Raw genomic sequence first — 18329 nt, forward strand, 5'->3', positions numbered from 1 at the left:
TCACGCCTCCCCGCGTACGACGATCTTGGACCAGACCGCGACCACCGGCTCACCGTCGGAGGTGCGCACGTCGGTGCGGGTGGTCAGGAATCCGTGGCCGCCCCGGCTGCTGACGTCCTCGATGGTGTTCACGCACACCAGCTCGTCCCCGGCCACCACCGGCCGGGTGTACGCGAACCGCTGGTCGCCGTGGACCACCCGGCTGTAGTCGACGCCAAGCTCCGGGTCCTCGACGATCTGCCGGCTGGCCGCCATCGTCACGATCACCGGGAAGGTCGGCGGCGCCACCACGTCGGGATGGCCGAGCGCGCGGGCCGCCTCCGGGTCGTGGTGCGCCGGGTCGGTCGCGCCGACGGCGGTCGCGAACTCACGGATCTTTTCTCGGCCCACCTGGTAGGGGGCGGTCGGCGGATACGTCCGGCCGACGAAGGACGGGTCCAGGGACATGCCGCGAACCTACACGTAAAGCACGAACGCCGATCCGAGCGGTCGGCTGGCCCTCAGGGCCGTCGACCTGGCGGATCGGCGTCGGTGAAGCTGCTGCGGGCCGGCGGCGCCGGCCGTGCGTCAGCGGGTCTCGCGGTGGACGGTGTGCTTGCCGTCCCGGGGGCAGAACTTCTTCAGCTCGATGCGGTCCGGGTCGTTACGGCGGTTCTTGCGCGTGATGTAGTTGCGCTCCTTGCACTCCACACACGCCAAAGTGATCTTCGGCCGGACATCGGTCGCCTTCGCCACGGCGGAGTGCCTTCCTCGCTCACGGGTATCAACTACGGCGTGTCAGCTTACGTGCTGACGCCGCGGACATGCAAAGTGGGCGCCTGTGGCGCCCATCCCACCGGCCACCGGGCGGGCCCGGAGGACGAGAGTAGCGGTGGCCGGACTTGAACCGGCGACACAGCGATTATGAGCCGCTTGCTCTGCCATCTGAGCTACACCGCCGTGGCGGGTCCAGCCGGACCCTCTGAGCCCCCTTACGGAATCGAACCGTAGACCTTCTCCTTACCATGGAGACGCTCTGCCGACTGAGCTAAGGGGGCCTGCCCGATCACCCCAGGGGTGTCGCGCAGAGGAAACAGTACACGACCGCGTCGGCGAGGTGAAATCGGATCCCCCCGACAGGTGGCGCACCTGCTCAGGGCACCACACGCAGGCGCGGCAGCTCGCCGGCGACGACCGTCTCGGGGTCGACCTGGGCGCCGAACCACGCCTCCAGGCGCTCGTACGGCAGCGGCCGGCTGAACAGGTAGCCCTGGCCGATCTCGCAGCCGATGTCCTGGAGCAGTTCCAGCGTCAGCTCGCTCTCCACCCCCTCGGCCACCACGGTCAGGCCGAACTGCTGCGAGAGCGTCACCACCGCGTTGACGATGGCCAGGTCGCCCGGATCGGTCGCCATCCCCTGCACGAACGACCGGTCCACCTTGACCTCGTGCACCGGCAGCCGGCGGAGCTGGGCCAGGGACGAGTTGCCGGTGCCGAAGTCGTCCACCGCCAGTCGGACCCCGAGGTCCCGGAGGCTCCGCAGGGTCGGGATGGGACGTTCGGTGCCGTCCAGCACACCGGCCTCGGTGATCTCCAGGGTGAGCCGCTGCGGCGGTACCTCGTACTCGGCCAGCAGGTCCCGCACCAACGCCGGGAAGTGCTGGTCGTTGAGCGTACGGGCGGCGAGGTTGACCGAGACGGAGAGCGCCCGCTCGCCGTGGCTCCAGTCGCGGCTGCGCCGCAGGCTCTCCCGCAGCACGAACTCGGTGAGCCGGCCGAGCTGACCGGTGTGCGCGGCCACCGCCACGAAGTCGTCCGGCGCGACCGTGCCGTGCGCCGGGTGTTCCCAACGCGCCAGGCACTCCACGCCCACCAGGCGGCGGTCCCGCAGCGTGACCTTCGGCTGGAAGTAGACCTCCAGCTCACCGTCCGCCAGCGCCCGTTGCAGGTCGCCGGCGAGACCGAGCCGGCGCAACGAGCGCGACTCCAACGCCGGGCTGTAGAGCTGCACGCTGCCCGGCACCGACTTGGCCGCGTTGGCGGCCAGGTCGACCCGCTGGAGCAGGGCCACCGCGTCGCTGCCGTGGTCGGGGTGGACGGCCACGCCGACGGCGGTGTCCACGTCCAGGGTGAGCGCGTCGAAGACCATCTCGTCCCGGATCTGCTCCCGGAGCTGGGCCGCCAGCTCCAGGGCCGCGTCGGCGCTCTCCAACCGGAGCGTCACCAGGAACTCGTCGCCACCGGCCCGGCCCACGAGCGCGGACGAGGGGGCGCACGCCCGCAGCCGCTCGGCCACCTCGATCAGCACCTTGTCGCCGGCCGCGTGGCCGAGCGACTCGTTGACCTGGCGGAGCCGGTCGACGTCGAAGAGCAGCAGCGCCACCACCTCGTCCGGCGCACCGACCTTGACCGCCTCGGCCACCGCGGCGGTGAGCCGCCTGCGGTTCGGCAACTTGGTGAGCGCGTCGTGCTCGGCGTCGTGCCGGAGGCGGTCGACCAGGCGCGAGTTCTCCAGGGCGACGGCGGCGTGTGCCGCCACCGTCTCCAGGAGGGCGATGTCGGCCGCGGTGAAGTGGTTGCCGTCGCCGACCCGGTTGGCGACCTCCAGGGTGCCGATCACCACCTGGCCGGACCGCAGCGGCGTCGCGACCGCGTCCTTGATCCGCCGCTCGTCCAGCTCCGCCCGGAACTCGCCGTCCGTGGTCACGCCGTGCCCCACCGCCACCGTACGCCGGGTGCTGCGCACCTTGTCGCGCAACGCCTGCGGGGTGTGTGCCACGTCCAGCAGCCCGGGGTCGTCGGCCCGGGAGGTCAGCAACGTCTCCGGGTGGCGGCTCTGCGCCGGCACCCAGAGCGTCGCGTACTCGGCCTGCATCAGGGCACGGACGCGGACGAGCAGCGCGTCCGCAAGCGTGCCGCTCTGGCCGCTCTCCACCACGGCCCGCGTCAGCTCGTAGAGATCGGTGAGCGTGCGGTGCTGCCGGAAGAACTGGGAGTATGAGCGGTAGACCGGCACCAGGCCGATGCCGAGCCCGGCCAGCAGCAGCACCGACCACCAGTTGCTGCGCACCAGGATCAGCATGATCAGGCCGATGGACACGTTGATCGCGGCGGTCAGCAGCGCCGTCCGGGCGCTGCGCAACGCGCCCCGGCCGGTCTGCCAGCCGTGCAGCAGCGTGTGCACGGCGACCACGGCCGTGATGCTGACCAGCATCACCACGCCGACGGCGGCGAAGATGCTCAGCCAGGTCCGCGGGCCGACCCCCACCATCGGCGGCAGCGCCTGGAGCAGCAGCACCGCGAGCGAGGTGCCGGCGGCCGCGCGGGCGCCGTTGAACCAGACCTTCGGCGCCGAGAACCGGTGGCGGATGTGGGCGATGAGCGTCGCCGCGGTGTACGTGATCACCACCGTCAGCGGCGGCAGGAAGAATAGCGCCAGCACCAGGGGCAGCTCCGTGAGGGTGATCGCGACCGAGTGCCGGCGCACGACCAGGCTCAGCAGGGGCATCCCCGCGACCACCATGAGGACGAGGAGAAGAGCCGCCTGCGGCCACCTGCCGACGGGATGATCGGAGACCAGGCCGGTGACGACGGAACAGGCGACGGCGATCAACGCCATCGGCGCCGTGATGATCCAGGCGTCCTCGGACGACCGGCGGCGTGGCTGGCCGCGACCGATCATGCCGCTCCTTCGGGTTGGCGGTGTACCGCTTCGCCGCCGACGCAAGCCGCTTGCCCGGCCGTCACATGCTAGGCGGCAGCCGGGCCCAAACGGTTAACGACCGGAAAAGCCGGTCAGTTCCACACGAAGTCCTGCGTTTGAATGCCCCCGTTGCTGCCATCGAAATCGACCCCAGCGACACCACCCAGGAGGGTGGCGAGAACGAGAAGCGAGCCAAGCAGCCGGCCCAACCTTCGACCAGACATGATTGCTCCTGTCGGGAGAGTTACAGCGATGGTGGAGGTTCCACGATCGTGCCACACGGCACGCACCCGCAACAGCGGTGCGCACCCCTGCTAGGGGTGGTCAGACCGGGAAATCATCCGTTCGACAGGCCAGCCCCGACCTCCGGCCCAGCGCGACGTGACGATCAGCCCCGCGGTCGCTACGGAAAGCGCGCACAACGACTTCACACGTAAACCGCGCGTAAGACCTGATTCTCCTGTCAGGCCCGCCGGTCGCGACCCACGACCACAGTGGAGGACCCGCCTCCCCGCGGACCAACTCCCCGCACAGCCTCCACCATCATCGATGTCTGAGGCAAGGTTTCACGCCTACGAACCCGAGTGAATCATCAGTCATGCGTCACCTTCGTCGCATCCTCGTGCAGAAGCGCGGAAACCTCGTTCATGGTGCGATCGACATCCCAGTTGTCCCTAATCCCTGACGCATATCGGCTGATATCCGATATTGCGGCGGTGGCATGTCTTCTGATTCCCGGACCGCCGACGATGACCACCTCGTCATAACACCTGTGCAACGCGGCCATGGCCAGCGCGAACGGCGTAGCCAACTCGTAACGACCCGTGTAGATGATCTCCGAACCGGGCGGCACCGGAGGCAGCGACTCCTCGTCCAGGGGCAGCGCCTCGCCCGCGGAGACGAGCGCCCGGGCCTCGTCGTAGGCGGTCCTGGCAAGGTGAAGGAAGCGGGCATAGACCAACCGCTTCTCCGCCGCGAGCGCGATGGCCACACTCACCGCGCCCTGCGCCCGTACCGCGTCGAGCTGATGTCGCCGACCCGCGTGCGCGGCCCATACGGTCCCTGTCACGCCCACCACGCCCACCACAGCTGTCGTCACCGGCCCGAGCCGCGACCACGCCCGCGGCCCCTTGACATCGCGCCGGCGCCGTCCCGATCGCCGCACCAGCGTTGGATAAGGGACATTCCTACCGGGTACCCGGGTGCATGCGTGAGCAGGAAGCATCCGTCGACGGCCACCACGCTCGACCCCGGGGCGTCCACGACACCACGATCGAAGCGCTCGGCGAGTTGAGCGAGGCCCTGGAGACGATCCACCGCGTACGCGGTCACCTCTACTCGGCGCACCAGCTCGTCGGCGGCGCGGACCTCACCCTCGACCGGGTGGTGCAGCTGTTCCGCGAGGCCGGGCACGACGATATGGCCAACCGGGTCGAGCAGGAGCTGCTGGGACGCAACCTGCTACCCGGGAGGTGGACGTTCCAGATCGTGGAGGAGTTCGACGACGGCTACTACGCCGCGTTCCAGGAGATCGAGCGGGACGCCCGGGAGAAGCTGGTCGGCGGCCGGCGGCACATCTACGAGGCGGAGATGAAGCAGCGGCGCCGCACCCACAGCAGGCCGGGGCACGAGGCGACGCCGTCAGAGACGTGAGCCGGACCCGGCCGGGCCGACGAGAACGGCCCCCGATCAGCATCTCTGCTGGTCAGGGGCCGCATCTGCACCTGGTGGCGGGTAGAGGATTCGAACCTCTGAAGCTTTCGCGACGGATTTACAGTCCGCTCCCATTGGCCGCTCGGGCAACCCGCCAGGGCACCCCACCGCGTCGCAACGCGGCGGCGGAAGCAAGGATAGCGGTTGTCCCCCGCCCCACCGCAACGGGGTACCGTCAGGAGGTCCCACGCTGGTCAGTGCGGGACGGAACAGGACACACCGCCGGACAGCAGGAGCATGAGCATGGCAGCGAACCCGTCCTTCGACATCGTGAGCAAGGTCGACCGTCAGGAGGTCGACAACGCCCTCCGCCAGGCGGAGAAGGAGCTCGCGACGCGGTTCGACTTCCGCGGCACCGGTGCCGAGATCTCCTGGTCGGGTGAGGAGGCGGTCAGCCTCCAGGCGGAGACAGAGGAGCGGGTGCGGGCCGCCCTTGACGTCTTCAAGGAGAAGCTGATCAAGCGGAACATCTCGCTGAAGTCGCTGGACGCCGGTGACCCGAGGTCCTCCGGCAAGATCTTCAAGATCGACGCCAAGGTGATCCAGGGCATCGACATGGACAAGGCGAAGGCGATCAGCAAGAAGATCCGCGACGAGGGCCCCAAGGGCGTCCAGGCGCAGATCCAGGGCGACCAGCTCCGCGTCACCGGCAAGAAGAAGGACGACCTCCAGGCCGTCATCTCGCTGCTCAAGGGCGAGGACTTCGGGGTCGCCCTCCAGTTCAACAACTACCGGTAGCGGCGAACCGGCCGGCCGTCTGAGCCCGGTCTGACGTGGACCGTCAGGCGGCGAGCGACTGCTCGGCGCGTACCGCGGTCGCCTCGGCCCGGGCGATCGGGCCGCGGGGCGGCGCGGCGACCGCGGCCCCGACGGCGACCGCCGCCCCGGCGAAGACGAACGCCCACGGCACGCCGCCGGCGTGGTCGACGATCAGGCCGGCGACCGCGCCGCCGGCGGCGCTCGCCGCCACCGACATGGTGACCACCCAGGTGTACGCCTCGTTCAGCATGCCGGCCGGGGCGATCCGCCCGACGAGCGTGTTCTCCAGGGTGAGCGCGGGGGCGATGGCGGCGCCGCCGAGCGCCAGTGCGACGCCGAGCGCGGCCGGGCCGGGCATGACCGCGAAGACGGCGAAGCTGGCCGCCACGGTGCCGAGCAGCCAGGCGAACTGGCGGGTCATGTTGACGGCCGGCTTGCGTACGCCGAACCAGAAGCCGCCGGCGGCGCTGCCGATGCCCCAGACGGCGAGCAGCAGGCCGGCCAAGCTCTCCGGGTCTGCGGCGCCGGTGTTGCCGGCGAAGGCCGGGACGATCACGCCGGAGGCGCCGAACGCGATGCCGAGGCTTGCCACGCAGACCAGCAGGGCGGGGAAGCCGCCGACCCGCAGCGGGCCGAGTCCTCGGGCGTGGTGCTCGCGCGGGTGTGGGCGCCAGGCGCGCATCACCCGGCCGAGGGCGACCGAGCCGGTGCCGACCAGGGTGACCACGGCGGCGCCGAGCAGCGCGGCGGAGGCGTCGGCGACGAGCACGAAGCCGGCTACCAGCAGCGGGCCGAGCACGAAGACGATCTCGAACAGGGAGGTCTCGGCGGCGAGCGCGGTGTTGCGCAGGTGGCCTCGGCCGGTGGCCGGCGCGGTGAGGTCGTTCCAGGCGCCCCGGATCGCGGCGGTCAGCGGTGGGTACGTGGCGCCGGCGACGCCCGCGGCCAGGTAGATCAGGGCGAGGTTGCCGGCGCCGGAGCTGCTGGCGGCGAGGAGCCCGAGCAGGGCGAGCGGGTGGGCCAGCGCGGTGGCCAGCAGCACCGGGGTGGGGCCCACCCGGTCGGCGACGCGGCCGGCGACCGGGCTGAGGGCGGCGCCGGAGAGCGCGTAGATGCCGCCGGCGACCGCGGCGAGGGAGTAGCGGCCGGTGACCTGTGCGACCACGAGCAGCAGCGCCAGCGGGGTCATGCCGATCCCGAGTCGCCCGATGATGCCGAGGATCAGCAGCATCGGTGCGCCGGGGACCCGCCAGACGCCCAGGTACTGGCGCAGTGCGGCCACGGTCGACCTCCGGATGTAATGAGTCAGATGCCCTTCGACCCTAACGCCGGTCGAGGGCTGGGGAAACGGTCGGCTGCCTCACAGCGGCCCGTCATTCCGGAATGTCGTCTCAAGGGGGCGCCCGGCGTCGGAGAGTCAGGGACGGGAGGCGTCGGGGTCGAGGAGGTATGGGTGAGCCAGCGCAGGCGCAGGTTGCTCGGGCTCGTCGCGCTCGCCGCGGCCGTACCGGTGGCGCAGAACGTGCTGTTCGAGATGCTCGGGTTCCGGAGCGCGGAGGGCCTGTCCCCGCAGGGTTCGGCCGTGTGGCCGTACGACTCGTACAACGACATGCGCTGGCTGCTCGTCTACCACAACTCCTGGGAGGCGTACGCGATCGGGCTGGTGGTCGCCATCGGGCTGCGCGGGCTGCTCTCCGCGGGTCTGGTCGGCCTCGCCTGGCCGGCGGAGAAACCCCGGCCGGCGCGCCGGCGGATCCTGCTGCGCAACCTGGGGATCGCGGCGATGACCGCGGTGATCGTCTCCCCGTTCGCCGCGCTCTCCGTCGCCGCGGGGGTGGTGTCCCTCTCCTGGTTCGTGTTCGCCGCGGTGGGGCCGATGCTGCTGCTCGCGCCGTTCCTGCAACGGGCGGCCGTCGGCAGCGACTGGATGCGCGGCCTGCCGTCGGCGGCGCTCGTCGGCTGGTCACTGCTCGACTTCGTGGTGATCACGCTGGCCGGCGCGGTCGTCTGGCGGGTGCCCGGCTGGTGGACGCTGCTCGTGGCGGCGTTCGCCGGCGCCGGCAACGGCCTGCTGTGGAACCGGTCGGTGCGGGCGGCGGTCCTGCCGGCCCGGGTTCACTGGCCGCGGGTGCCGGTGGTCCCGATCGTCGTCGTGCTCGCCCTGGCGATCCCGGTGGCGGTGCAGGCGGTGACGTCCAGCCCGGCGTACCAGACGATCGACTTCCGGCCGCCGCTGCTCGACCGGCGGCTGCCCGCCTCGGTCCGGTACGCGGTGATCGTGCTCGGCGGGCACAACTCGCGGTACGACGGGCGGCCGGCGGTCGACCCGGCGGCGGCGACGTTCTCCTACGCCGGCCAGGACGCCACCGGTCGCCCGCTGCCCTACGACGCCCGGGACACGCATCGCTCGCTCGAGTCGAGCGCGGTGCTGCTGGCCCGGCAGGTGGACGCGCTGCACGCCCGGACCGGCCGCCCGGTGGCCCTGCTCGGCCAGAGCGAGGGGGCGATGGTGGGACGGACCTATCTGCGCGACCGCCCGCGATCTCCGGTCGGCGCGCTGCTGATGTTCAGCCCGCTGGTCCGCGCCGCCCGCGCCTACTACCCGCCGGCGGACGCGGCGGCGGGCTGGGGCATCGCCCCCGGCTGGCAGTTGCGCGGGATCTTCGCGCTGGTGGCCCGCGTCAGCGGGGGCGGGGACAGCCCGGACGAGCCGTTCATCCGGTCGCTGCTGGCCCAGGCGCCGTTCTACCGCTACCAGACCATGTGCCCGGTCCCCGGGATCCGGATGGTCGCCTTCCTGCCCACGGTCAGCGCGACGGAACTCCCGCCCGGGCCGTACACCCGGATCCCCGTCTACGAGATGCCCGGCCTGCACGGCGGGCTGCTGGGCCAGCCGGAGGTCGACGAACAGGTGATCCGCTTCCTGAGCGGCGGGGACGTCGAGTCGCGGCGGCGCGAGTACGGCACCATCCAGTTGCTCGGTGCGGCCTGGCAGGCCCCGACGCTGGCGGTGGCCGTCAACCCCGTCTGGCGGGGCCAGCCCGCCCCGGCACCGTCGTTCTCCCAGTCACGGCTCTGCGAACAGTGACACCCATCTGACCTGCGGGGCAAAGGACAGGGGCTGCCGTACGGGCCGGGAGGGAGTAGGTTCCTGATCGAACTGAGTCCATGCCTGGGGCGGCGGGATCGGCCGCCGACGCGTGCGGAGGTCGGGATGAGCGGCATGGCGGTCGCACCGCTGCGGGTCGAGGAAGCGGACCCGTCGAAGCGATGACTGACACCGCGACGCCCGCCCCCGGCTATCGCGCGCTGTTCCGGCACCCGGTCGCGTCCCGGCTGCTGGTCGCCCGGGGCATCTCCGAGCTGGGCGATTTCGTCGGGCTGGCCGCCCTGCTGCTGCTCGCCTACGACCAGACGCGCTCGGTGCTCGGGCCGGCCGCCGTGTACGCCGCCCGGGCGCTGCCCGCGCTGCTCGTCGCGACCGTGTTCAGTGGCTGGCTGGACGTGCTGGCCCGACGCACCATGCTGATCGGGCTCACGCTGGCCGGCGCGGTGCTCATCGCCGTGCCGGCGGCGGTTCCCCGGGCGCTGCCGGCGATCGTGGCGGCCGGCCTGCTCGGCGCGGTCCGGGCCGCGTACGGCAGCGTGCACGTGGCGATCATCGCCGAGGCGGTGGCGCCCCCGCTGCGCCTGCCGCTGTTCGGGCTCGCCGCCTTCGCCAACCAGAGCGGCCAGGTCGTCGGCCTGCTGGCCGGGGCGAGCGTCACGGTGGCGATCGGCCCCCGGGTGGCGCTGCTGATCGACCTGGCCTCGTTCCTGCTCGCGGCCGTGGTCCTCACCGGCCTGCGGGTGGGCCGGCAGGAGCGCCGCGGCCCACGACCACCGGCCACCGCCGGCGCCCGGATCATCGCCGCCCATCCGATCCTGCGCGGGGTCGCCCTGCTCACGCTCGCCACCATGCTGGCCGGCGGGCTGCCGGAGACGCTCGCACCGGACCTGTCCGGAGGCGCGTGGCGGCCGGTGGTGCTTGCCGCCTCGTCGTTCGGTGGCGCGGTGTTCGTGCTGCTGGTCGGGCGTCGCGGCTGGCTGGTCCGGGTGTCCGGCCAGGTGGTGGCGGCCGGCGCGCTCGCCACGGCGCTGCTGCTGGCCGCCCTGCTGGCGGCCGTCGACGCCCCGGCCTTGGCGCTCGCCGTGGCGAACGCGCTGATCGGGGCCGGCGGCGGATGGCTGATCGGCGCGCAGGCGACGTTCGCGCGGTTGGCGCCCCGGGAGCGGATGGGGCAGGTGGAGGCGACGATCGTCGCCGGGAACATCATGCTCTCCGGTGTCGGTGTCTTCCTGCTCGGCGGCGCCGCCGCGTTGTTCGGCCCGGCCGTGGCCTACCTGGCGGCGGGGCTGGTGCTGCTCGCCACGGTGCTGTTGACCCGGCCGGACCGCCTGCCCGAGCCGGCCTGAGCCGCCGACCGCACGCGGGCCGCCGACGACGAGCCGCGCCGCCCGAACGCGGCTCCGCCCGCCTCCGGGACGACGGACGCGGGCGGAGGAGGACGGACGGGGTCAGCGCTGGAACTGCACCGGGCCGGAGTTGCGGGCCATCTGCTCCAGCCGGGCCACCCGCTGCTCCATCGGCGGGTGGGTGGCGAACATCGCGGCGATGCCGCCGCCCCGCTTGAACGGGTTGTCGATCATCAGGTGCGCGGTGCTGGTGAGCTGGCCCTGCGGCGCGAGCGGGCGGGCCTGCGTACCCATGTGGATCTTCTTGAGCGCGCTGGCCAGGGCCAGCGGGTCGCGGCTCAGCTCGGCGCCGGACGCGTCGGCCTGGTATTCCCGGCTCCGGCTGATCGCCAACTGGATCACGGTGGCCGCGATCGGGCCGAGGATCAGGGTGAGCAGCAGCACCGCCGGGTTCGGGCCGTCCTCGTCGTCGGAACCCAGCGGGATGAACCAGGCCAGGTTGGCAAGCATGGTGATGATGCCGGCCAGGCCGGCGGCCACGCTGGAGATCAGGATGTCCCGGTTGTAGACGTGGGACAGCTCGTGCCCGATCACGCCACGCAGCTCCCGGTAGTCGAGGATCTCCACGATCCCCTGGGTGACGCAGACCGCCGCGTGCTGCGGGTTGCGCCCGGTGGCGAACGCGTTGGGCTGCGACGTGGGGCTCACGTAGAGGCGGGGCATCGGCTTGCCGGCCTGGGTGGAGAGCTCCCGCACCATCCGGTACAGCTCGGGGAACTGTGCCTCGCTGACCGGTTGCGCCTTCATCGAGCGCAACGCGAGTTTGTCGGAGAAGAAGTAGGTCACGCCGTTCATCAGCAACGAGATGAGCACGGCGATGACGAGTCCGCCGCTACCGCCGAACCAGTAGCCGACCGCGAGGATCAGCGAGGTCAACAGGCCGAGCAGCGCTGCGGTCTTGAGACGGTTGTGATGCACGGTCGATCGCTCCTTCGGTGCCGCGGGCCCACACGGGTCACCCGCTGACCGGTTCAACACACCGGTACCCGTCAACCATCCGGCTCATGGCTGAAAGTTGGCTGAGGATTCCTGTGCGCTTCCTGGACCGACCGCCCAGCCGGGCACGAACCGGGTCAACGCGCCGCGACGTCGAGCACGAACTGCGGTGCGAAACCGATCACCACGGCCGCCACGGTGGCCACCACGAGCGCGACCGCCACGGTGCGGGCCGGGCGGGTCGCGGCGACGCCGCTGGGCACCGCGTAGAGCGTCGCGGCCACCCGCAGGTAGTAGGCCAGGCCGAGCACCGCGTTCAACGCCACCACCAGGGCCAGCCAGCCGGCGTGCCCGGCCAGCAGCGACCGGACCACGGTCACCTTGGCGAACAGCCCGGCCAGCCCCGGCGGCAGCCCGGCCAACCCGATCAGCGCCAACGCGAACGCGCCACCCACCCACGGGTGCCGCCGCGCCGCGCCACGCAGGTCGGCGAGCGTGCCGCCGTCGCCGTCCGCCGGCCGCAACGCCACCACCGCGGCGAACGCGGCCAGCTCCAGCAGCACGAAGAAGACGGCGTACGCGACGGCCGCCGCGTACGCGCCGTCCCGCGCGTCGGCGGTGCGCCCCGCGGCCAGCGCCAGCGCGCCCAGCGGGGCCAGGATATAGCCCGCCTGGGCCACCGAGGACCACGCGAGCAGCCGGACGGTACGCCGCTGGCGCAGCGCCACCAGGTTGCCCACGGTCATGGTCAGCGCCGCCAGCGCCGCCAGCACCGGACCGGTCACGCCGGCCGGCAGCGCCCGCTGCACCACCGCCAGCAACGCCACCACCCCGCCCAGCTTCGAGGCGGTCGACAGGTAGGCGGCCACCGGCAGCGGCGCGCCGTCGTAGGTGGTCGGTGCCCAGGCGTGGAACGGCACGGCGGCCACCTTGAACGCCAGCCCGGCCACCACGAGCGCCACCGCGACCGTGGTGAGCGGCAGGTCGCGCAGGTCGTCCCGGGCGGCCAGGGTGGCGCCGAGCCGGTCCAGGTGCAGGCTGCCGGTGACCGCGTAGAGCAGCGCCGCGCCGAGCAGCGTGACCGTGGTGGCGACCACGCTCACCACGAAGAACGTCACCGCCGCCTCGGCCCCGGCCAGGCTGGCCCGACGCAGCCCGACAAGCACGTAGAGCGGCAGCGTCAGCGTCTCCACCGCCACCAGCAGGGTGATCAGGTCACCGGCCGCGCCGAGCACCACGCCGCCGGTCATCGCACAGGCGAGCAGGAAGCAGTATTCGCCGGCCGGGGTGCGCCCGGACCGCAGCAGCGGGCCGGAGATCGCCAGCACGCCGAGCGTGAGCAGGGCGATCACCGCCGCCACCAGGGCCGCCCGGCCGTTCCACACCCAGGAGCAGTCCGCGCCCGGTGCGCTGTTCCCGCGCATGTCGGCGACGCCGACGCAGAAGGTGCGCCGGGTGCCGGCCGCGCCGACGAGCGCCGCGCCCAGCGCGGTGCCGGCCGCGCCGAGCGCCGCCACCGCCACGGTCACCGCCTGGCGGGCCACCAGCAGGTCGACCAGGAGCACCAGCACGGCCGTGCCGGCGGCCAGGTAACCCGGCAGCAGCGCCACGTTGTCGACGCTTTGCACCAGACTCATGGCACGACCCCCAGCAGCGCCTCCACCGGGCCGGAGGCGTAGGACAGGACCAGCGTCGGCGCCAAGCCGACCGCGAGCGCGAGCAGCACCAGCGGTGCCCAGGCGGTCAGCTCCGCCCCGGCCAACCCCGGCCCGACCGGGGCCACCGCCGGGGAGGGCCGGCCGTGGCTGACCCGGCGCAGCAACCGCAGCAGGTACGCGGCGGTGAGCGCCCCGCCCAACGCGGCCAGCACCGCGAGCGTCAGCCACAGCGGACCGCCCCGCCGCACGGCCGCCACCACGGCGAACGCCTCACCCCAGAACCCGGCCAGGCCGGGCAGCCCCAGCGAGGCAACCGCCGCGAACCCGAGCAGCCCGGCCAGCCGGGGCGCGGTCTCCCGCAGGCCGGACAACTCGGCGAGCGAACCGGTGTGCGTCCGGTCCTTGATCGCCCCGGCCAGGAAGAACAGCAGCCCGGTGATCACGCCGTGGGCGATGTTGCCGATCAGCGCGGCCTGGAGGCCGGTGGCGGTGAGCGTGGCCACCCCGAGCAGCACGAACCCCATGTGACCCACGCTTGAGTAGGCGATCAGCCGTTTCAGCTCGCTCTGCGCCAGGCAGACCAGGCCGCCGATCAGGATAGCCGCGACGGCGAGCGCGCCGAGCACCGGCGACGCCCAGCGGGCGCCCTCCGGGGCCACCCCCACGGCCACCCGGATCAGCCCGTACGTGCCCATCTTCAGCAGCACCCCGGCGAGGATCACGCTGCCCACGGTGGGCGCCTGGGTGTGCGCGTCGGGCAGCCACGAGTGCAGCGGCCAGAGCGGACTCTTCACCGCGAACGCCAACGCCAACAGCGTGAACGCGGCCAACTGGGTGCTGCGGGACAGGCCGGCGCCGCCGGTCAGCGCGACCAGGTCGGCGGTGCCCGCGGCGGCCACCACCACGTAGACGCCGACCAGCAGCAGCACCGAACCGAACAGCGTGTAGAGCGCGAACTTGCGGGCCGCCCGCCGCCGGTCGTCGCCGCCCCAGCCGGCGATGATCGCGTACATCGGCAGCAGCACGACCTCGAAGAAGAGGAAGAACAGCACCAGGTCGAGCGCCAGGAACGTGCCGAGGATCCCCACCTCGACCACAAGCAGCAACGCCACCAGCGCCCGGCCGCTGCCGCCGCCGGCCGGCACCCGCCAGAGCGTGTAGCCGCAGCACAGCAGCGTGAGCAGCGCCGTCAGCACCACCAGCGGCCAGGAGATGCCGTCCACCCCGAGGTGGAAGCGCAGGTCCAGCCCCGGCACCCAGGGCAGGTCGAGCTGGTGCCACGGCTGCACCGCCGGGCGCGGACCGTACCCGAACCAGCCGTGCTCGCCGCCGACAAGCGGCAGCGTCGCCAGCAGCGTCAGCGCCGCGGCGGCGGTGCCGACCAGCCGGCCGGCCCGGTCACCCGGCACGGCGGCCGTGGCGACCGCGCCCAACGCCGGGGCCGCGACCACGGCGACCAGCAGAACCTGCCCGAACGTCATGACGTGACTCCGATCAGGGCTACCGCCAGGCCGATCAGCAACGCGCCGGCAAGCACCCCGGCCGCCGCCCGCGGCAACGCCGCCCGGTGCAACGCGGCCAGCCCGTCACCCAGCTCCACCGCCGCCCGGCCACCGCCCTCGACCAGACCGTCCACCCCCAGTTCGTCGCCGGCCCGCACGGCCCGCGCCAGCGCGCCGGTCGGGCGTACGACCAGGGCCTGCTGGACGTCGTCGAGCCGGAACGCGCGGGCGAACACCGGCCGCAGCGGACCCAGGAAGCGGGCCGGGTCGGCGGCCGGATCCCGACGCCAGCCGGCCCAGGCGACGCCCGCGCCGGCCGCCAGCAGCAGGAACGGCAGGATCAGATTCGGCGCGAGGTGGACCAGCTCCACCGCCTCGCCGGTGTCGTCACCCGGCACCCGCAGGCGGTCGGCGAACCAGGGCGCGAATGCGGCCAGCCCGAGCAGCGCGGCCGGGACCGCGAGCAGCAGCACCGGCAGGCGCAGCGACGCCGGCGGGTCGTGCGGGCGGACCAGCGGCATGCGGGCCGCGCCGAAGAACGTGCGCAGCAGCAGGCGGGTCGCGTACCAGGCGGTGACCGCCACGCCGAGCAGCCCGGCCAGCCAGACCAGCCAGCCCACCCAGGGCGCGGTCGGCCCGGCGTCGTCCAGCGCGGTCGCCTCGGCGGCGGCCAGCACGCCGTCCTTGCTCCAGAAGCCGGACAGCGGCGGCACCCCGGCCAGCGCGCCGAGCCCGACCACCATGCACCAGAACGTCACCGGCATGCCGGCGCGCAGGCCGCCCATCCGGGACATCAGCGTGGTGCCCACCGCGTGGATCACCGCGCCGGCGGCGAGGAACAGCAACGCCTTGAACGCGGCGTGGGTGAGCAGGTGGAACAGCGCGGCGGCGGGCGCGCCGACCGCGAGCGCACCGGTCATGTAGCCGATCTGGGAGACCGTCGACCAGGCAAGCACCCGCTTGATGTCGTCCTGCGCGGTGGCGGCGAACGCGCCGAGCAGGATGGTGACCGCGGCCATCACACCCAGCACCGCGAGCGCGGCCGGAGCCCGGTCGAAGAGCGGGAACAGCCTCGCCACCGCGTACACCCCGGCGGCGACCATCGTCGCGGCGTGGATCAGCGCGGAGACCGGCGTCGGGCCGGCCATCGCGTCCGGCAGCCAGGTGTGCAGCGGGAACTGGGCGCTCTTACCGGCCACCCCGGCCAGCAGCAGCAGGCAGGCGGCCGTCAGCGTGCCGGTGGACCAGTCGTGGGCCAGCACGTCGGCGATCCGGAAACTGCCCGCGCCCACGCCGAGCAACGCGATGCCGAGCAGGAAACCGACGTCACCCACGCGGGTGACCAGGAACGCCTTCACCGCGGCGGCCGGCGCCTCCGGCAGCCGCCGGTCGTGGGCGATGAGCAGGTACGAGCAGATGCCCATCACCTCCCACCCGACCAGCAGCATGATCAGGTCACCGGACACCACCACGGTCAGCATGGCGGCGGTGAAAAGGCTGAGCTGCGCCGCGTACGGCGGGTAGCGGTGATCCACGTCGACGTCGTCGTGCGGGCCGCGACGCAGGTAGCCGGTCGAGTAGACCTGCACCGCCAGCGCCACCGCGGTCACCGCCGTGGCCACCAGCACCGCCACGCCGTCCAGCCGCAGGCCCAGCGTGACCCGCAGCCCGCCCAGCTCGACCCACGTGGTGGCCGCCTCCACCGGACCGTCGACGCGGACCAGCAGCATCAGCGCGGCCAGCAGCGCCACCGCCGCGCCGGCCACGCCCAACCCGACCGCCAGCCGCCGGGCCGGCGCCCGGTCCCCGTGCGAGGCCGGCGGCAGGAGCAACCCGAGCAGGCCGGCCACGAGCGGCGCGCCCGGCAGCACCGCCGCGAGCCACAGCGTCGCTGAACTCATGAGGCCACCTCGTCGGGTACGGCCGGGGGCCGCTCGGTGAGCGGGACGTCGTCGACCGTGACGCTGGCCCGCAACCGGTAGAGCTGGAGCACGATGGCCAGCCCGACACCGATCTCGGCGGCGGCCAGCACGATCACGAACAGCGCGAACACCTGACCGGAGTGCGGCAACGCGGCCCGGACCGTGGTGTCGGCGGTGACCAGGACCAGGTTGACCGCGTTGAGCATCAGCTCCACCGCCATCAGCACCAGCACCGCGTTGCGCCGGCGCAGCACGCCGTAGACGCCGAGGCCGAACAGCAGCGCGGCGGTGACGTACGGGATGACCGGCCTCACCGGCGCCCGCCCTCGTCGGCGGCCACGGTGGCCGGTGCGGGCCGGGCCGGGCCTTCCCCGGCCGGGCCACGCGCGCCGGGCGGGCCGGCCGGGCCGGGTCCTGCGGCTGACGGCGCGGCGGCGTCGGCGGGCGGGGTCGGGCGGCCGATGTCCGGTCGGGAGAGCACGATCGCGCCGACAAGCGCGGCGAGCAGCAGCACCGACAACACCTCGAACGGCAGCACCCAGGAGCGGAACACCTGCTCGCCGAGGCGCTCGGCGGTGCCCGCCGCCGGCAGGTCCACCCGCGACCAGCGGAACGCGTCGACGAGCAACACCGCCAGGCCGAGCCCGCTGCCGGCGCCGACGAGCGCGGCCGGCCAGCCGGGCCGGTCGAGATCGTCCGAGGGGCCGATCGGGGCACGGGTCAGCATCACCGCGAACAGCAGCAGCACCACCACCGCGCCCACGTAGATCAGCACCTGCACCCAGGCCACCAGCTCGGCGGTGAGCACCAGATAGTCGCCGGCCAGCGCGCCCAGGCACACCACGAGCCACAGGCCCGCCCGGACCAGGTGGCGGGTGGCCACCACGAGCGCGCCCGCGCCCACCGCCACCGCGCCCAGCGCGAGCAGCAGCACGTCCGCACCGGACATCAGGCCGCGCCTCCGTCCGGCCCGGGCGCGGCGTCGGGGCGTACCCGGGTCGGGGTGGGCCGGGCGGCGGGCGTGGCCGGCGCGGCGGCCTTGCGGGCGGCGGTGGTCTCCTCCTTCGACGGGTCGCCGAGCGGGTCGTGCGCCGGCGGCGGCGGTACGGTGCCCATCCACTCGCCCAGGTGGTCCTTGTCGTGCAGCAGGTTCTTGATGTCGTACTCGGCGTACTCGAACTCGGGCGACCAGTAGAGCGCGTCGAACGGGCAGACCTCGATGCAGATGCCGCAGTACATGCAGAGCGAGAAGTCGATGTCGAACTTGTCGAGCACGTTGCGCTGGCGGGGGCGGGCGGCGCCGGGCACCGCCACCTCCTCCTTGTGCGAGTCGATGTAGATGCACCAGTCCGGGCACTCGCGGGCGCACAGCATGCAGACCGTGCAGTTCTCCTCCAGCAGCGCGATCACGCCACGGGAGCGCGGCGGCAGCTCGGGGGCCACGTCCGGGTACTGCTGGGTGGTCGAGCGGCGGGTCATCGTCTTCAACGTGACCGCCAGGCCCTTCACCAGCCCGCCGCCGGGCACTCCACCGTGCTCGCTCATGCCGCCCATCCTGCCCTGTGCCCCCGGCGCGCGCGACCACCACCCGACTTATGGCGGCGGTATCGTGAGCGCGGGGAGAACGACACACCGGGAAGGA

Annotated in this window: 16 protein-coding genes and 3 tRNA genes; 4 read left to right on the top strand and 15 right to left on the bottom strand. The window is 73.0% G+C overall.

Annotated features, from left to right (window positions below; all coding sequences use genetic code 11):
- From O7613_RS21955 to O7613_RS21980, 6 genes are all read right to left on the bottom strand, one after another.
- Positions 1-447, bottom strand: a complete 447-nt coding sequence (locus tag O7613_RS21955) for a MaoC family dehydratase N-terminal domain-containing protein (protein ID WP_281586593.1) — start codon at positions 445-447, stop codon at positions 1-3.
- Between the two features lie 120 nt (positions 448-567).
- Positions 568-735: a 50S ribosomal protein L33 gene (rpmG, locus tag O7613_RS21960; RefSeq protein ID WP_013288652.1), complete on the bottom strand. Its 168-nt coding sequence runs from the start codon at positions 733-735 to the stop codon at positions 568-570.
- A 131-nt stretch (positions 736-866) separates the two neighbouring features.
- Positions 867-939, bottom strand: a tRNA-Met gene (locus O7613_RS21965).
- A gap of 25 nt (positions 940-964) precedes the next feature.
- Positions 965-1037: transfer RNA gene (locus tag O7613_RS21970), tRNA-Thr, on the bottom strand.
- A gap of 95 nt (positions 1038-1132) precedes the next feature.
- Positions 1133-3661, bottom strand: a complete 2529-nt coding sequence (locus tag O7613_RS21975) for a bifunctional diguanylate cyclase/phosphodiesterase (protein ID WP_281586592.1) — start codon at positions 3659-3661, stop codon at positions 1133-1135.
- Between the two features lie 613 nt (positions 3662-4274).
- Positions 4275-4781 (bottom strand): hypothetical protein, encoded by a 507-nt coding sequence (locus tag O7613_RS21980; RefSeq protein WP_282289776.1) that lies wholly within the window; start codon positions 4779-4781, stop codon positions 4275-4277.
- Between the two features lie 107 nt (positions 4782-4888).
- Here O7613_RS21980 and O7613_RS21985 point away from each other — a divergent pair, with 107 nt between their 5' ends.
- Positions 4889-5335 carry a hypothetical protein gene (locus O7613_RS21985; protein ID WP_282289777.1) on the top strand — a complete coding sequence of 149 codons (447 nt, stop codon included), beginning with the start codon at positions 4889-4891 and terminating at the stop codon, positions 5333-5335.
- A 72-nt stretch (positions 5336-5407) separates the two neighbouring features.
- On the opposite strand, the gene O7613_RS21990 is transcribed toward O7613_RS21985, so the two are convergent.
- Positions 5408-5491: transfer RNA gene (locus O7613_RS21990), tRNA-Tyr, on the bottom strand.
- A 147-nt stretch (positions 5492-5638) separates the two neighbouring features.
- Here O7613_RS21990 and O7613_RS21995 point away from each other — a divergent pair.
- Complete coding sequence (locus O7613_RS21995; protein WP_282289778.1) at positions 5639-6133, top strand: YajQ family cyclic di-GMP-binding protein; 495 nt, start codon at positions 5639-5641, stop codon at positions 6131-6133.
- Between the two features lie 43 nt (positions 6134-6176).
- Here the strand turns inward: O7613_RS21995 and O7613_RS22000 are convergent, their stop codons facing one another.
- Complete coding sequence (locus O7613_RS22000) at positions 6177-7436, bottom strand: MFS transporter (protein ID WP_282289779.1); 1260 nt, start codon at positions 7434-7436, stop codon at positions 6177-6179.
- 171 nt (positions 7437-7607) lie between these two features.
- On the opposite strand from O7613_RS22000, the gene O7613_RS22005 reads away from it, so the two are divergent.
- Together O7613_RS22005 and O7613_RS22010 are read left to right on the top strand one after the other, a co-directional pair.
- A complete protein-coding gene (locus O7613_RS22005; protein WP_282289780.1) occupies positions 7608-9242 on the top strand; it encodes a hypothetical protein in 1635 nt (544 codons plus the stop codon).
- 182 nt (positions 9243-9424) lie between these two features.
- Positions 9425-10609, top strand: a complete 1185-nt coding sequence (locus tag O7613_RS22010) for a hypothetical protein (RefSeq protein WP_282289781.1) — start codon at positions 9425-9427, stop codon at positions 10607-10609.
- Positions 10610-10711: 102 nt separating this feature from the next.
- Here the strand turns inward: O7613_RS22010 and htpX are convergent, their stop codons facing one another.
- From htpX to O7613_RS22045, 7 genes are all read right to left on the bottom strand, one after another.
- Positions 10712-11587, bottom strand: coding sequence for a zinc metalloprotease HtpX (htpX, locus tag O7613_RS22015; protein ID WP_281586567.1), 876 nt, complete (start codon positions 11585-11587; stop codon positions 10712-10714).
- A 155-nt stretch (positions 11588-11742) separates the two neighbouring features.
- Positions 11743-13242 (bottom strand): proton-conducting transporter membrane subunit, encoded by a 1500-nt coding sequence (locus tag O7613_RS22020; RefSeq protein ID WP_282289782.1) that lies wholly within the window; start codon positions 13240-13242, stop codon positions 11743-11745.
- Entirely contained in the window at positions 13239-14744 is a 1506-nt protein-coding gene (locus O7613_RS22025) for an NADH-quinone oxidoreductase subunit M (protein WP_282289783.1), read from the bottom strand. Before O7613_RS22025 ends, O7613_RS22020 begins: the two co-directional genes overlap by 4 nt.
- Positions 14741-16666 (bottom strand): NADH-quinone oxidoreductase subunit L, encoded by a 1926-nt coding sequence (locus O7613_RS22030; protein ID WP_282289784.1) that lies wholly within the window; start codon positions 16664-16666, stop codon positions 14741-14743. The genes O7613_RS22025 and O7613_RS22030 overlap by 4 nt, the downstream gene beginning before the upstream one ends.
- Positions 16663-17001, bottom strand: a complete 339-nt coding sequence (gene nuoK, locus O7613_RS22035) for an NADH-quinone oxidoreductase subunit NuoK (protein ID WP_281586563.1) — start codon at positions 16999-17001, stop codon at positions 16663-16665. Before nuoK ends, O7613_RS22030 begins: the two co-directional genes overlap by 4 nt.
- Positions 16998-17636: an NADH-quinone oxidoreductase subunit J gene (locus O7613_RS22040; protein WP_282289785.1), complete on the bottom strand. Its 639-nt coding sequence runs from the start codon at positions 17634-17636 to the stop codon at positions 16998-17000. Before O7613_RS22040 ends, nuoK begins: the two co-directional genes overlap by 4 nt.
- A complete protein-coding gene (locus O7613_RS22045; protein WP_281586561.1) occupies positions 17636-18232 on the bottom strand; it encodes an NADH-quinone oxidoreductase subunit I in 597 nt (198 codons plus the stop codon). The genes O7613_RS22040 and O7613_RS22045 overlap by 1 nt, the downstream gene beginning before the upstream one ends.
- Positions 18233-18329 lie beyond the last annotated feature (97 nt).

Source organism: Micromonospora sp. WMMD975, from assembly GCF_029581215.1.
Taxonomy (GTDB): Bacteria; Actinomycetota; Actinomycetes; order Mycobacteriales; family Micromonosporaceae; genus Micromonospora.

Excerpts from the sequence above, each read along its gene's own strand:
- O7613_RS21955 (WP_281586593.1), bottom strand. The coding sequence starts at position 447 with ATGTCCCTGGACCCGTCCTTCGTCGGCCGGACGTATCCGCCGACCGCC.
- O7613_RS21975 (WP_281586592.1), bottom strand. The coding sequence starts at position 3,661 with ATGATCGGTCGCGGCCAGCCACGCCGCCGGTCGTCCGAGGACGCCTGG.
- O7613_RS21985 (WP_282289777.1), top strand. The coding sequence starts at position 4,889 with ATGCGTGAGCAGGAAGCATCCGTCGACGGCCACCACGCTCGACCCCGG.
- O7613_RS21995 (WP_282289778.1), top strand. The coding sequence starts at position 5,639 with ATGGCAGCGAACCCGTCCTTCGACATCGTGAGCAAGGTCGACCGTCAG.
- O7613_RS22010 (WP_282289781.1), top strand. The coding sequence starts at position 9,425 with ATGACTGACACCGCGACGCCCGCCCCCGGCTATCGCGCGCTGTTCCGG.
- O7613_RS22020 (WP_282289782.1), bottom strand. The coding sequence starts at position 13,242 with ATGAGTCTGGTGCAAAGCGTCGACAACGTGGCGCTGCTGCCGGGTTAC.
- O7613_RS22025 (WP_282289783.1), bottom strand. The coding sequence starts at position 14,744 with ATGACGTTCGGGCAGGTTCTGCTGGTCGCCGTGGTCGCGGCCCCGGCG.
- O7613_RS22030 (WP_282289784.1), bottom strand. The coding sequence starts at position 16,666 with ATGAGTTCAGCGACGCTGTGGCTCGCGGCGGTGCTGCCGGGCGCGCCG.
- O7613_RS22040 (WP_282289785.1), bottom strand. The coding sequence starts at position 17,636 with ATGTCCGGTGCGGACGTGCTGCTGCTCGCGCTGGGCGCGGTGGCGGTG.
- O7613_RS22045 (WP_281586561.1), bottom strand. The coding sequence starts at position 18,232 with ATGAGCGAGCACGGTGGAGTGCCCGGCGGCGGGCTGGTGAAGGGCCTG.